The 15,655-nt window shown below is 45.6% G+C and carries 6 protein-coding genes; 5 read left to right on the top strand and 1 reads right to left on the bottom strand.

Going from position 1 to position 15,655, the window contains the following annotated elements; all coding sequences use genetic code 11:
* Positions 1-32: 32 nt before the first annotated feature.
* The gene (locus DW182_RS08605; protein WP_032845402.1) at positions 33-4,100 is read right to left on the bottom strand and encodes a hybrid sensor histidine kinase/response regulator transcription factor; all 4,068 of its coding nucleotides are present in this window, start codon (positions 4,098-4,100) and stop codon (positions 33-35) included.
* Between the two features lie 406 nt (positions 4,101-4,506).
* On the opposite strand from DW182_RS08605, the gene DW182_RS08600 reads away from it, so the two are divergent.
* From DW182_RS08600 to DW182_RS08580, 5 genes are all read left to right on the top strand, one after another.
* Entirely contained in the window at positions 4,507-5,304 is a 798-nt protein-coding gene (locus DW182_RS08600) for a DNA-binding domain-containing protein (RefSeq protein WP_005831625.1), read from the top strand.
* Between the two features lie 287 nt (positions 5,305-5,591).
* On the top strand, positions 5,592-8,873 hold the full coding sequence (locus DW182_RS08595) for a SusC/RagA family TonB-linked outer membrane protein (RefSeq protein WP_032845404.1): 3,282 nt from the start codon (positions 5,592-5,594) through the stop codon (positions 8,871-8,873).
* 13 nt (positions 8,874-8,886) lie between these two features.
* Complete coding sequence (locus DW182_RS08590; RefSeq protein WP_118029698.1) at positions 8,887-10,848, top strand: RagB/SusD family nutrient uptake outer membrane protein; 1,962 nt, start codon at positions 8,887-8,889, stop codon at positions 10,846-10,848.
* Between the two features lie 384 nt (positions 10,849-11,232).
* Positions 11,233-14,052, top strand: a complete 2,820-nt coding sequence (locus DW182_RS08585; RefSeq protein ID WP_158580795.1) for a family 43 glycosylhydrolase — start codon at positions 11,233-11,235, stop codon at positions 14,050-14,052.
* A 76-nt stretch (positions 14,053-14,128) separates the two neighbouring features.
* Entirely contained in the window at positions 14,129-15,655 is a 1,527-nt protein-coding gene (locus tag DW182_RS08580; RefSeq protein ID WP_005831617.1) for a beta-glycosidase, read from the top strand.

The raw sequence follows: 15,655 nt of genomic DNA, 5'->3' as shown, positions 1-15,655 counted from the left end.
AACTTCTTTCTGCCCCTCCTCCGGTATCAAGTTTACCCCTGTCTATATCGTTTCTGATATTCGGATGGAGGAATGCCATATTCTTTTTTGAAACAATCGCGGAAGTGTGCCATATTGTTAAAGCCGGTCATTGAGGCGGCTTCTGACACATTATGTTCTCCTGTAAGTAATAGATGTGCACTATTTCTTAGCTTAATCTTTCGAACAAATTCATTGGGACTAAGTTCTGTCAAAGCTTTTACTTTACGATAGAAGGCAGAATAACTCATGTTCATACAATCAATCATAAAAGCGGTGTCTATTTTCTCTACATCCAGATTATCTTCTATCAATGAAGTCAATTTAGAGAGAAAGGCTTCGTCCAATCTGTTCAATTGCGGATGAGGGGATGAAGTAGATTGTCGCTTTTCGGTGTTCTTGACCACCGTAGACGGAACATTTTCCACAATTTGCCGGGCAAGGCGTTTCCGCATCTCCAACAAGTTCTTGATGCGACTCCTCAATAGTTTCGCACTGAAAGGTTTGGTCAAGTAAGAGTCGGCTCCACTGTCGTACCCCTCTTCTTTATCTTGTATGGAGTCCTTGGCTGTAAGGAGGATGACAGGGATGTGGCTGGTATTCATGTTCTCCTTGATGCCCTTGCACATGGCTATGCCATCCATTTCCGGCATCATGATGTCACTCACTATAATATTTGGAGTGTATCTTAACGCCAAAATCAGACCCTCCTTTCCGTTATTGGCTTGCAATATTTTATATGTATCTTGTAATTCATTGGCTATATATTCCCGGATGTCAGCATTGTCTTCCACCACCAACAGAATAGGGAATGCACTTTCCGGTTCGGCATCTTCTGCCATTTCCTTTACAACAGTAACCACTTTTTCTTCCTTGTGCAATGCCTCGGGGTAATTGTAATCGGTTTGTATGCGGAAGCGGAAAGTCGTTCCTTTCTCCACGGCACTTTCCACCTCCAGTGAACCGTGGTGCAAATCAACGAGCGACTTCACCAATGCCAGCCCGATACCGGTACCCGAAGCCTGGTGCTTGCCCTTCGCTTGATAGTATCGGTCGTAAATGTGCGGCAAGGACTCTGCGTCAATTCCATAGCCAGTATCTGCCACTATCATTTCTACATAGCTTATGCCATTTGCCTTTATTCGGTGCATGGAGAGTGTGATATGTCCTGCCCGAGTGTATTTGATGGCATTGGACAACAGATTGTTAAGTATGATCGTGATGATATCCGCATCGAAATAGATATTTTCCTGTACAGGTTCCACTTTGACATTGATTCTTACATGCTCATTTTGATTCAGCTCCTTATATCTCAATCCTATTTCTGTAATCAGATTGCTCAGGTTGCCTTTACCCACAGTCAGTTGTCTGTTTTGAGTTTCGGTCTTGCGGAATTCCATCAGTTGGTTGATAAGATTGAGCAGTTGCACGGCACTGCGGTATATGGTCTGTATTTTTGTACGGAAAGCGGCGGGTATGCCTTTGTTATCCTTTAAATCCTCCAACGGACCGATAATCAGCGTAAGCGGAGTACGTAATTCATGTGCGATATTTGTATAGAAGCGAAGCCGTTCATTGTGCAGTTCTTGTTCTTTCTGCCGATTTCTCTTTTCCATCTCCAGCGAGTTTTTCTCCACCTTTAAAGAACTCTTCAGCAGCAGTCTTTTTTTGTATGAACGGAAGATGAGATAAATAATGCACAATATTAATAAGGTATATAATGATTTGGCATACCATGTTGCCCAAATCGGCGGATTAATGACAATGTGTATGGATGCAGTATTTTTTTCATCCCATTCACCATTTTTCAGCCGTGCTTTAACTCGGAAGATATATTTACCCGGATCTATGTTTCGGAAGGTTATTTGTTGTTCTCCTTCGGTATCATACCACGTTCTGTCCAGTCCCTCCATTTGGTAGGCATACTCAACTAGACCTTCTTGTGCGTAATCTGGTACGGTGAATAAAAAGCGGAATGTATTGCGGTAATAAGGCAGGCTGATTACCCCTTTGTCATTGGGAACTGTTGTTTCTGCTTTTCTGTTTATTACCTTACGGTCAAAACTTTCGCAAGCGATGAGTTGGATAGGGGAGACAATATCCGTATTATTGATAAGTTGTGGATTGAAAGAACAGACACCATGTAAAGAACCGAAGCAGATAGTTCCGTCCGGCAAGATAGTTGCCGAGCCTTCGATAAAGCCTCCTGCAGGTATCCCGTTGTGATAATCATAATTGTAGAATTTCTGGCGGTAAACATTAAAACAGGCAATCCCCGTATAGGTACTTACCCAAATATTACCCAGTTTGTCTTGCTGGATGGCTCGGATATGGTTGTCGGCAAGTCCATACGCCTCATCGTATAATATAGTCTGTTCCGGTTGGTCGGTATCTTTCACATAGACCAGTCCATTATATGTAGCTATCCACAGTCCGTCATCCCGGTCTCGGTAAATTTGATTGATGTTATTGGTACGCAGGCGATTGCCGTCATACAGTCTTGTCAATTGTTTATGGTTTGCATCAACAACGTAGATTCCTACTCCCAATGTCCCTATCCATATTTTTCGTTGTTTATCTTGCATAAGAGCGAATGCAATCGGATTCCACCGTTTCCACTCCGGTACATTCCATCTTTGGATGCTATCATGGTGGCTGATATAGACTCCTTCCTCACTTCCTATCCACATTTGTCCTTGTTCATCTTCGTAAAAAGTGCGTACATCTATATTCTCCATACCCAAATCAATACGCTTGAAAGTATCATTCTTGGGATCATAGCGTAGTACTCCTTCGTCATCAATACCCATCCAAAGTCTACCTTGGCTGTCTTGTTTCATACTATAAATAACGGAATAAGCATGTGACAAGTGTGAAGAAACATTCCATTGCTTTTTTACTTTGTTGCCCTGCCAGCAGGTTAACGTATTTTCTCCTCCCAGCCATATTTCCCCTCCGCTATTCGCTTCTATGCTATACACTCGGCTGGGTGTTTGCACTCCATCCTTTTCACTATAGAAGGGCAGGGTATGGAAAAGGGGGCGGTTGTTCTCTATGAAGTCAACGCCAGTACTATGGTTACCTATCCAGATATGGCCGAATTTATCCTGCATTATGACACGCGTGTTGGGGGATGAAAGTCCGCTATTGATGTGAGTGATGTTCTCAAGGTGTAATTGGTCTTCCTGTCTCTTTAGCTCAAAATTGTTTAAGTCGAGTGTGCTGATTCCTCCTAAATCCGAGGCTATCCACAATACATTGTTTGTTGTTTCCGTGATATGATGTACATTGTCTCCAACCAAAGATTGGGGATTGTCGTCTTCATGGCGAAAGGAGGTAAACTCTTCTGTCATCGGATTAAATAATGCAAGCCCACCATTTGTCCCTACCCATATATTTTTTTTATGGTCTATGTAAATGCTTCGTACATTGTTTCCTGGCAAACTTTGGGGATTTTGGGCATCATGATAGAATTTTTTCACCGTTTTATTTTTCAGGTTGATTATGCTCATCCCTTCAGTAATATGTCCTACATACAAATAACCGTTGTTGTCATCTCTGCAACAACGATTGCAGTCTTTCAATCCTGATAGTGTAGAAGAATTATAGACATATATCTTGTGCGTATTTCGGTTGTAATAACTTATTCCGTTATCCACATGAGTAATCCATAAACCTTCATCACCAGCAGGCATGATATCTGTGATAGCATCACTGGCAAGTCCTTCTTTGGTACTCAGGTGGCTGAATTGCGATGTATGGCAGTCGAATATGCTTATGCCTTTTTGTCTGGAGCCTGCCCATACGCTATTGCTCTTCGCATCATAGTACACGGTTGTCAATTCATTGCTTGCCAATCCGGAGTTGTTTTCCCGGTATATGGTATTTCCGTTGCCAGTCCATCGGTTCAGTCCCTCTTCAGTGGCAATCCAAATAAACCCTTTTCCGTCCACGTCCATATCCCGTACAAAATCATTCGATAACCCATCGCGACTACTGATGTTCTTAAACAAGTAGTCAGACTGTGCGATGATGGGTATACATGAAATTGTAAGAAATAATAGTATTAGTACTTTTGCCATAACATATTCGATTAGGCTATTTTTTATTATCTTTTCTTTTTATGTAGACAAATATTGCTTTGACAATGGCAAAGATAATGTTTCATGGTGAAAGGAACAAAAAAATGGAAATGAAGAGTATTGTCTGCCATACTTGTGTCGAAGAAAAAAAGATTTCCATCGCTTTGTGAAAGATTTCCATCGTTACCGTTATTGTTTTTCCATCTGTCGTCATGCTTCGATAAATATTTAGAAAGAATAGTAGCGGCATAAGGAAGATTTACCTCTCATTCGTACCTCTCATTTTCTATATATTTGCAGCGTTGATATGACATATTAGTTTATTCTATTTTGATATAATAGATAATTTTATCATATCAATAATGCAATATTATATTACCAATGTTAACAAAAAGACTATGAAAGTATGGCAAAAAATGTATTAAGGGCATGGTTGGTAGACAACACGGTGACTACCGATGACAAGACGGACAAGATTTTCCAACTGGAGACCACCCGTAGCATCGACAAGAATATTATCTTGGACCGCATGGTGGCAAAGAATCCTGGTGTGCGGCGCGAGACGATGGCATTAGGCATCGAACTGATGGAAGAGGTGATAGCCGAAGCGTTGATGAATGGTGAGAGTGTGAACACTGGGCTGTTTCGTGGTGTGGCACAGTTTCGCGGCGTAGCGAAGCAGAACGCCTGGAATGCAGTAACCAACAGCATTTATGTCTCGTTCACTCAGGGCAAGACGCTTCGCGAGGCTATTAAGGATACACGTGTGGACGTGTTGGGAGAACGTCCCACAAAATTCTACATCGGCAGCGGACGGGATGCCGCTACTCGCGCAACGGACTTCAGCGCCACGGCAGGTCGCAATTTCACCCTTTTCGGCAAGAACCTCACGGTGGCAGGTACTGACCCTTCGGTGGGCGTTATGCTGACTTCCGCTATCACAGGAACTGTGACAAAGATAGACAACGCCATGATTGTGCTGAACGAGCCTTCGCGACTCATTATCTTGCTGCCTGCATCGTTGGAAGACGGCGAGTATATGCTTACAGTGACCACACAGTACAGAGGCGGTGGCGGTGCTCTGTTGAAAACACCCCGTAGTACCTCTCATACCATTTATATAGGCGAGGCACCCGAAGCTGGTGGTTCTACGGAGAAACCGGATGGCAGTGACGGGAATTTGGAAGAGAATCCGTTAGGATAAAAATCATTTATTGTGTAAGCAATATAGACAAGTAAGGTATAGGTATAATTAAGGTATAAGAAAGTATTCAGGATAACATATTTCTTCGGGCATACTTCGGACGAAGCTCTCGACTAAGGTAAGCGAAAACTTCGACCATAGGTAGTCGAGATCTTTGACTAAGCTAGTCAGTTGCTTCACTGATATTAAGCGTTTTTTTTGTCTGAAGTCCGAAGAACTTCTTATTTAAGAAGAGGAAATTAAAAGGAATTAACCCAAATGTTTAACCTAATTAAATTTAAGAAATGATGAAATCAAACTCATTCAGACTTCCGAGTAAAGCGACAGCCGTCTTACTGCTTTGTACCGGTCTCGTAGCGAGCCACCCGCTTGCCCTGTGGGCAGAGGACGGCGTGACTACTGTGCAGGCTGTGCAGCAACAGCAAGTCATAGTGAAAGGTACGGTCAGTGATGCCATGGGGCCCGTCATCGGTGCCAATGTTATTGAAAAAGGAAACAGAGGAAATGGAACTATTACTGATATTGATGGAAACTTCTCGCTCAAAGTGAAACCGGGTGCCACTTTGGAAATCCACTACATCGGCTATAAAACCGTAGAGGTAAAGGCTGTACCGGGAAAACCGTTGAATGTGACCTTGACGGAAGACAGCGAGATGCTAGACGAGGTGGTTGTTGTGGGGTACGGCACAATGCGTCGGAAAGATGTCACCGGCTCCGTCGTACAGATACGCCCCACAGCCATGCAGAACGAAGCCCCCAAGACCGTGCAAGACGTGCTTCGCGGCGCACCGGGTCTGAAGGTGGGGCTCGACACGTCGGCCAAAGGCGGCGGCTCACTCGAAATCCGTGGCGACCGCTCGCTGTCCAGCCTGACGGACGGCTCTCCGATGATTATCCTTGATAATATGCCATTTTATGGTGAGTTGTCTGAAATCAATCCTGAAGACATCGGGCAGATAGACGTGTTGAAGGATGCTTCGGCAGCAGCCGTTTATGGTGCCCGTGCGGCAAATGGCGTGGTCATCATCACTACCAAGAAAGGAAAGATGGGCAAACCTGTCATTAACTTCAGTGCAAAGGTGGGCTTCGTAACTAAAGCCAATTATAAAGAAGTATATGATGGTGACGGTTATATGAAGTACCGTGAAGACTGGTACAAGACCGCTACTTACGGAATGAATCCCGAAACCGGGCGTTACGAGGCCTACCAGACGGGAACTATCAAGCCCGGTTATTATGACCGTCCCGACCGCTTGCCTGCCGATGTTTCCATCGAAGACTGGCGCAACTATTCGGTCAATGCCGAAGGGCAGTCAGACCTCGGTATTTATGCTGACCGTGTGTTGACCCAGACAGACCAGTTGATACGTGACAACTTCCTTGCCGGAAGAACATACGACTGGTACAACAGCGCTTATCAAACCGGTATCAACCAGGATTATAATGCCAGTGTCTCTGGAGCGGGCGAGAAAATGAACTACTATATGTCCGTAGGCTATCTTCGTAATGAAGGGGTCATTCGGGGTACTGAATACCAAGCCATCCGTGCCAATATGAAATTGACTACCAACATTACTGACTGGCTGGAAGTCAGCGGTAATGTCAACTTCCAAAGCCGTAGTGATGGCGACCTGGCATTGAATGAAGGCTCCACACTCGCCAACAGTCCCTTTGCCAACTACTGCGATGCAGATGGAAACCTTGCCGTACATCCCATGGGTGAGAAGAACACCTACAACATGGGTTATAACTACGACTTCAACCATCAATATGAGCAACTTGAAAAGGGATATTACGTGCTGAACTCCATTTTCACAGCCAAACTGAAACTGCCGTTTAACATTAACTATTCATTCAATGCTTCTCCGCGCCTCCAGTGGTTCTACGACCGCTGGTTCCAGTCATCCGAACATCCCGATTGGGATGCGGTAAGCCACGGTGCCAACCGCAATACAGCTTCAAAATTCGACTGGTCTATCAATAACACCTTGTCATGGGACCATACTTTCGTTAAAAAACACCATGTCATGCTGACTTTGGTACAGGAAGCTGAAAAACACCAGTCATGGTCGGAAGGTATTGCCGCCCGTAATTTCCAGCCCACTGATGTATTGGGATTCCACTATGTGAATACGGCAGGAAAATTGGAGAGCAGCTTTTCCTCGTCTGACAGCTATCGCACAGCTGTAGGGCTGTTGGGGCGCCTGTTCTATTCTTACGACGACCGCTACATGATTACTGCATCCATCCGCCGAGATGCCTATTCGGCCTTCGGAGAGAAAGAACCTTGGGCCACATTCCCCTCTGTAGCCCTGGCATGGACTTTTACCAACGAAAAGTTCTTTAAATGGGAACCCATGAGCATGGGTAAGCTGAGACTCTCGTGGGGATTGAACGGAAACCGTGCCATTAACGACCCCTATCTGGCACTTGCCACACTCGATATCGGCGCCAAAATGTTTGGTTACTTGGATGCTTCGGGTAATCTGAAAGAGATGGAATACCTGAAAATCGGTCGTATGGCAAATCCCAACCTGAAGTGGGAAAAGAGCGAGGCCTACAACGTGGGCTTGGACTTCGGTTTCCAGAACAACCGCATCACCGGTTCTTTGGAAGGCTATGTGATAAAAACCAAGGATATGATTATGGGGCGTACGCTTCCTCCTTTCACCGGTTTCAATGACATTGCCACCAACTTGGGAGAGGTACAGAACAAAGGTGTGGAACTAATCATCAACTCACAGAATATGGCAACAAAGAACTTTGAGTGGAACACCAGTTTCAGCTTTGCTTACATGGATAATAAAGTGAAGCACCTTTATGGCGAATATGAAGATGTGCTCGATGCCAACGGAAACATTGTGGGTAGCAAGGAAAAAGACGAATATGGCAAATGGTGGATAGGACGCCCCATCGCTGCGATATGGGATTACCGTGTCACCGGTATCTGGCAACCCGACGAGATTGAAGAAGCTAAGAAAGTAGGCCAGCTACCGGGTGACCCCAAAGTGGCCAACAACTACACGGAAGACGACATCATCAATTCCGATGGCAGTCGTACCCCTGTTTATAACGACAAGGATAAGGAGTTCTTGGGACAAACTACTTCTCCTTACATTCTTTCCATGCGGAACAACTTCACTATCCTGAAAAATATCGACTTCTCCTTCAATCTCTATTCCTGTATCGGTTCCAAGATGAAAGACACCTCCTACCTGAACCAAGTGAACGCTTCAGAAATAGATTATGGCTTGAATCAGAGTATAAAAGAATACTGGACTCCGGAGCATCAGTCCAACACGTATGCACGGCTCAATTCTAAAGGACCTACGGGAGTAAATTCACCGGCAAGGTATATTGACCGCTCGTTCATCCGTCTCGAAAACATTTCGATTGGGTATACCTTCCCGAAATCCATTGTTTCCAGATGGGGACTTTCTAATTTGAAGGTTTATGGCACCATCCGTAATGCTGCCCTTTGGACCATGTCTCATTGGAAACTGAACGACATAGAGACCGGTGGTCTTGCACCTCGCACTTATTCTTTAGGTATAAATGTAACTTTATAAAACAGCACTCATTATGAACAACAATAGATTAAACAATAAGAAAAAAGGACTGTCTGGTTTAACAGCGGCTGCATGCGGCCTGCTTCTTCTCTGCGGATGCTCGGATTTTTTGGAGCCTAAACCGCTTTCCTTCTATGACCCGACAACCACATTTACCACAGAAGCCGGTCTGCAAGCCACCATGGCAGCTGCCGACAAGCAACTACGTGACATTTGGATAAACGGTGAAAGCAATGCTCTTGCCTTGGAATATCGCCTTTCGGAATTGGCGGCTAACGGGAAAACGGATGAAAGCAATCCTTTTTGTGACATCAACGGTACGCTGACACCTACCAACATGCGCGACCAGACCGGATGGTTCTGGAATGATGTTTATTACTCCGGCATCAAGTTTCCCAATACGATTTTGACCTACATCAACGGGGTGGAAGGGCTTGAAGAAGCCACCAAGAATGCCTATATAGGCCGTGCATATTTTCATCGTGCAATCCGTTACCTGAATCTGGTGTTCCAGTTCAAGGACATTCCTCTGCTGACCAAAGTCATTTCAGTACCTAAACAGAATTACGCTACTACTGACCGCAAGGCCATTTTGGATATGATAACCAAAGATATGGAGTTTGCCGTGGAATGGGTGCCCGAGCAAAAGGACATGGATATGGTCGGCCAAGTGAACAAGGGCGCATGCCGCCAACTCCTGATAAAGTGCTATTTGGCCACCGGGCAATGGGAAAAGGCAAAAGAACAGGCTGATATCCTTATAGATAAATCCGGTTATGAACTGATGAAAGAACCTTTCGGTACTTTTGTAGAGAGTGGGGAGCCTGAAACTTGGAAGATAACCCGTAATGTTATCTGGGATTTGCATCGTGCAGAGAACAAGCTGACGAGTGCCAATAAGGAGGTAATCTATGGCATTGTCAGCCGTGGATCGGGAGAATCCTTAAATGAATTTCATACTATGCGTGCCTTCGGACCGTTTTGGATAGATGCTAAAATCAAGGGACCGGATGGGAAACCTGGTGCTACGAATTTTGCCCGTAACAACGCCAAGTATAACAAAAAGTATGACTTTGTGCGGGTCATAGGTCGTGGTATAGCCAATATCCGTCCCACTTACTTCGCCACCCACACTTTGTGGCAGGTGAATGGTATGGACGATAAAGGTGACTTGCGCCATAGTGCTAAGGTGGGTAACTGGTTCCCCATGGATTCGCTGAAATACAATGACCCGGCATCGGCTTATTATGGCAAGACGTACGCAGAGGTACGTCCGGATTGTTCGCAAGACACCATCCGTTCCTGGTTCGATTTTCCTCTGTATAAAATCTATTTAAAGGATGTAGTAGCTGAAGGCAAGCCGCAAGAAAACAACTTCAAAGGCGCAACCAAAGGGTCTATCGCCGACTGGTATATCTATCGTTTGGCTGAGACGTACCTGCTCCGCGCCGAAGCTAAATTCTACATGGGCGATGCAACCGGTGCGGCAGACGATGTAAATGAAGTGCGGAAGCGGGCACATTGCGAACAACACTACACCACTGTTACCATCGGAGACATCATGAACGAACGTGCCCGTGAACTCTATCTCGAAGAGTTGCGTCAGGTGGAACTAAGCCGTGTCTCCTACTGCCTTGCACTGAGTGGAAAGCCTGATGAATGGGGGAATGTTTATGATGTGAATACTTACGATCGGCAAGAAGGTACTGATGCCAACGGGGGTAGCTATTGGTATCAGCGGATAGTGCATTACAGTGGCTTGTACAACACGGGCAAACCAATCAATGCCAATGGACGTGTATTCAACTACGAAATAGGTAAGCACAACCTGTACTGGCCGGTTCCCAACGAGGACATCAAGAAAAACACAGGCAGGCAAATGCGTCAGAATTTCGGCTACGATGGTTACGATCCAAACATCACGATGTGGGAGAATTGGGAGGATGCCGTGGCTGATGAAGACAAGACAGAATAAGATACTCAATAGGTTATAAAGTATATGTAGTATTATTTGTCGGCGAAATACGGTTTGTTTTGGGGGGATTGTATTTCGCCGACTTTGGTTCATGAGTTTTGTTGGAACCGAATAATCACCGGGCAGCGAGTCGGGAATATTAGATTCCGGCTGTGACTGAGGCTGATACCGGAAGCTATATTTTCTATTCCTAGTGATAAATGGGGAGAAACTGAAAGTTTTGTCGGGAAAGATAATCAGTAAGGGTACAACAAATGTGTTATTATGAGATTGATGATAAGAAATTTTTTTATTGCAATATGTTCTATAATTTTCTGTCCTTATAATCTGCAAGGACAAAATGGTGTTTCTTTAGAAACTAAATTAGTACATAAACTGACCTTAGTGGCAGATTCACTAACCAAGCATCTGAAACCTTGGATAGTCCCCGTTTCTATATTCGATGTACGGAAGTATGGAGCAATAGGTGATGGGAGTACGCTGAACACCACTGCTATACAGAAGGCAATCGACGCTTGCTTTGTCGCAGGTGGAGGAACCGTACGGATAGCAGGAGGAGAATACGTGACGGGCACTATAGAATTGAAATCCGGTGTGATGCTGGAGGTAGCCAAAGGTGCTCGCTTACTGGGTAGCACGAATTTGAAAGATTATCCAGACAAGGTGGAACGCTTTCAAAGTGTGATGAACGTGATACACAAATACCGCATTTCGCTGATTTATGCCGAACGGGCGGAACGTGTGGGCATTTGCGGGGAGGGTGAGATATACTTTCGCGGCGAAGCAAAGAATTTTCCGGGACCAGAGACCATCGGAGCATTGGAAGGACGTCCTTTCGGCATCCGCATGATAGAGTGCAACAACGTGGTCCTGAAAGGAATCACCCTGCGCAACTCTGCCGCATGGATGCAAAGTTATATTTATTGTCGCGACTTAATATTCGATGGCATTACCGTGTTTAACCATGCCAATCACAACAATGACGCACTTGACCCGGACGGGTGTAAGAATGTCATTGTAAGAAACTGTTTTTTCAGTTCGCACGATGATGCCATGTGTCTGAAAAGTGCCAGTGCCAAACCTTGCGAAAACATACTGATAGAAAACTCTACCTTCTACTCCACCTGCAATGCTTTTAAACTGGGTACAGATACTCAAGGCGATTACCGTAACATCATCGCTCGCAAGTTGGTGCTGGGTGGCCTTCCGGATGCTTCCCAGTCTTTTCGTAACCGCGATGACTGCAGTACCGGTATCACATTGGCTACCGTGGACGGAGGAAACATCGAGAACATCTTGATACAAGATATAGAGATAAACCGTAGCCGTTGCCCCATCTTTCTCCGTATCGGTAATCGCGGACGCCGGCTCAACGAGAAGATGGAGCATCCCGGATATTTGAAGAACGTGGTAATCAAGAACATCAAAGGTACGGACAACCGTCTGCAAGGCTCGCTGATTTCGGGTATCAAGGAATATCCGGTAGAAAACGTTGTCATTCGCAACATGGATATTGAAACTGTGGGTGGCGGCACTCAAAAGATGGCAACATTGGAAGTGCCGGAATTGGAAGGTGGTTATCCCGATGCACAGGATTTCCGTCGGAACGGTTTGCCAGCATTCGGTTTTTATGTGCGCCATGCACAGAATATCTATTTCAAAAACATCCACATTACGCCGAAGAAGGCCGAGGAACGTCCTTTGTTCCGTGTGGGCAAAGATGTAGAGAATCTCTGGGTGGACAGCAAGGAGATGGCGGATGTGAAATATACTTTCAGGAATCCCATTCTTGGCGGTGATTATCCGGATCCTACTATCATCAGAAGTGGAGAAGATTACTATATGACACACTCCGCCTTTAACTATCTCCCCGGACTGACTATATTCCACTCACGCGACCTTGTAAACTGGCAACCTGTTAGTGTAGCGTTGACCCGTTATTTGGGTTCTGTATGGGCGCCGGACATCTGTAAGTATCAGGGAAAGTATTACATTTATTTCACTGTGTCACAGGGTAATGATCGCTTCAGCAATCATGTGGTTTATGCCGATTCACCTGAGGGGCCTTGGAGTGAACCGGTGGACTTGAAGATTGGGTACTGGATAGACCCTTGTCATGTAGTGGATGAGAGTACTGGCCAGCGGTGGTTGTTTCTTAGCGGTGGGCATCGGGTGAAATTGACGGATGACGGGCTGTCTGTAGCTGGAAAGTTGGAGAAAGTGTATGATGGCTGGCCTATCCCACAGCATTGGACGGTGGAAGGCATGGCACTTGAAGGTCCGAAGATGAAGAAGATTGGCGAATATTACTATTTTCTGAATGCACAGGGCGGTACTGCAGGGGCACCCACCAGCCACATGGCGGTGGTAGCTCGCTCCAAATCGGTAGACGGACCATGGGAAAACAGCCCTTGCAATCCGTTGATTCACACTTACAGCGGTGAGGAACAATGGTGGTCGAAAGGGCATGCCTCGCTCGTTGACACACCCGATGGCAGATGGTGGGCTGTGTATCATGCCTACGAAAAGGATTATCTTACGCTGGGGCGGCAAACTTTGTTGGAACCGATAGAGATTACGGAAGACGGTTGGCTGAAAGCTCCTTTGGAGAAGAAAGTAGAAGAGGAAATACCTTCCCCCTTGTCACTGAACGGTGCGGCAGACCGTCATGCACGATTGGATGAGTTTCGCATTGGCTTCGACTGGAAATTCTACAAGCGTTACCAACCCAGACGTGTACGTGTGGAAGGCGACACGCTTGTGTTGCAAGCACAAGGTGGTAATCCGGCGGAATCATCGCCCATGATGTTCGTTACGGGAGCACATAAGTATGAAATCAGTGCTCGTATCGAGTGCGACAGTGCTGCCGTTGCCGGACTTATCCTCTACTATAATGACCGCTTCTATGTAGGCACGGGGTGTGATCGGCACAACCGACACAAGTGGCGACGGGGTAAGTATCGTGGCCGATCGGGACAAGGTGATTACACTGCTCTTTGGCTGAAACTGCGCAACGAAGACCATGTGGTGACCGGCTATTACAGCTACGATGGCAAAAAGTGGATGAAAGAGACATTCGGCATGGAAATTTCCGGTTACAACCATAATACGCTGGATGATTTTCAGAGTGTGTTGCCCGGCCTGTTCGTATATGGCAAGGGGAAAGCACAGTTCACTGATTTTCAATATAAAGAGCTGGAATGATGCATCTTATCGTGAATATGATTACTTTTGTCATGAATTTATCGTATGAATGAAATCTTTTAATTAAAGCAGATTTATGATTTTGGATTATTTTAATGTAAGAAAGCTTGTTGTGGTCGCAACTGTGGCTTGGGTAGGAAGTTTTCAGCTTTGGGGACAGTCTGTAATAAGAACCAGCAGTACCGAGAAGGCTGTCTGGCAGCAGTCTAAGGATAGGTTGAAAAGCACGGCGGAAGTATCGCCAATATTCTCTATAACGGGAAATGAAAAAGGTACCGAATGGAAAGCATGGGGAACGACTTTTAATGAACTGGATTGGGATGCGTTGCTGATGCTGACACGTGACGAGCAGGAAGAAATTATGTACAATCTTTTCGCTCCACAAGGTGATTTGAAGTTCACACGTGGACGTATTTCTATGAACTGTAATGATTATGGCCGTTCATGGTATAGCTGTGATGAAGTGCAAGGTGACTTGGAACTACGCTATTTTAACATTGAACGCGACAAGCGTAGTATCATCCCTTTGATTCGTGCTGCACAGAAGTACAATTCGGCTCTCACCTTTTGGGCTTCTCCCTGGAGTCCGCCAAGCTGGATGAAAATAAACAATGACTATCCGGTGGTGAGCAGCCGTCATAATCATGCCAATCCGAACATAGACTATCTGCTTTACGGTAGCGTGGAAGGTATTGATGAAAACGAAATGCAATTCTTGGGAGAACGCAAAGGTAAGTTTCCGCGTCGGCTTGCCACGCAGGACTATTTCATTCAAGACCCGCGTTACTTACAGGCATACGCCAACTATTTCTGCAAGTTTATCGATGCTTACAAAGAGCAGGGCGTAAATATTGATATGATTATCTACCAGAACGAGGCTTATAGCTATACGCCCTATCCGGGCTGTGCCTGGACGGCAGAGGGAACCGTATGTTTCAACCGGGATTATTTGGCTCCGACACTCCGTTCACGTCACCCTGAAGTGAAACTCTATTTGGGTACGTTCAATACCAATCGTCGGGACCATGTGGAGAAGATACTATCCGACGGGGAGTTGCGTAAGAGCATAGACGGCATCGCTTTCCAATGGGAAGGCCGTGAGATATTGCCGGAAATACGCCGTCAATATCCCGATTACCATTACATCTGCTCGGAGAGCGAATGCGGCAACGGCAGCATGGACTGGAAAGCGGGCGAGCACACCTTTTTCCTGATCAGCGACAATGCCGGCAACGGATGCGACGAATGGTTCAACTGGAACTTCCTTCTGCCCGACAATGGAACCAGCCCCTGGGGATGGAAACAAAATGCTTTGATTCAGGTGGACTCTAAAACACGCAAGTTCCGCTATACGGCGGAGTATTATGCGGTAAAGCACTTTACGCATTATGTAATACCGGGCAGTCGGATGATAAACTACTATCCGCAGAAAGAGAAAAAGCTGTACACTGTGGTATGGCAAACTCCGGCAGAGGATTATGTGACGGTCATCGGTAACTTTGGTGACGCGGAACAATCCATCTCCATAGGCTTTGGAAAAAAGTTCCTCAATACAGTGGTAAAGCCCCATTCATTCAATACCTATTGTATAAATCATAAGTAA

The sequence above is a fragment of the Bacteroides sp. AM16-24 genome (assembly GCF_003471885.1).
Classification (GTDB): domain Bacteria; phylum Bacteroidota; class Bacteroidia; order Bacteroidales; family Bacteroidaceae; genus Bacteroides.
Note: the sequence above shows the minus strand (reverse complement) of the source record. Positions and strands in the feature narration are given on the sequence as shown.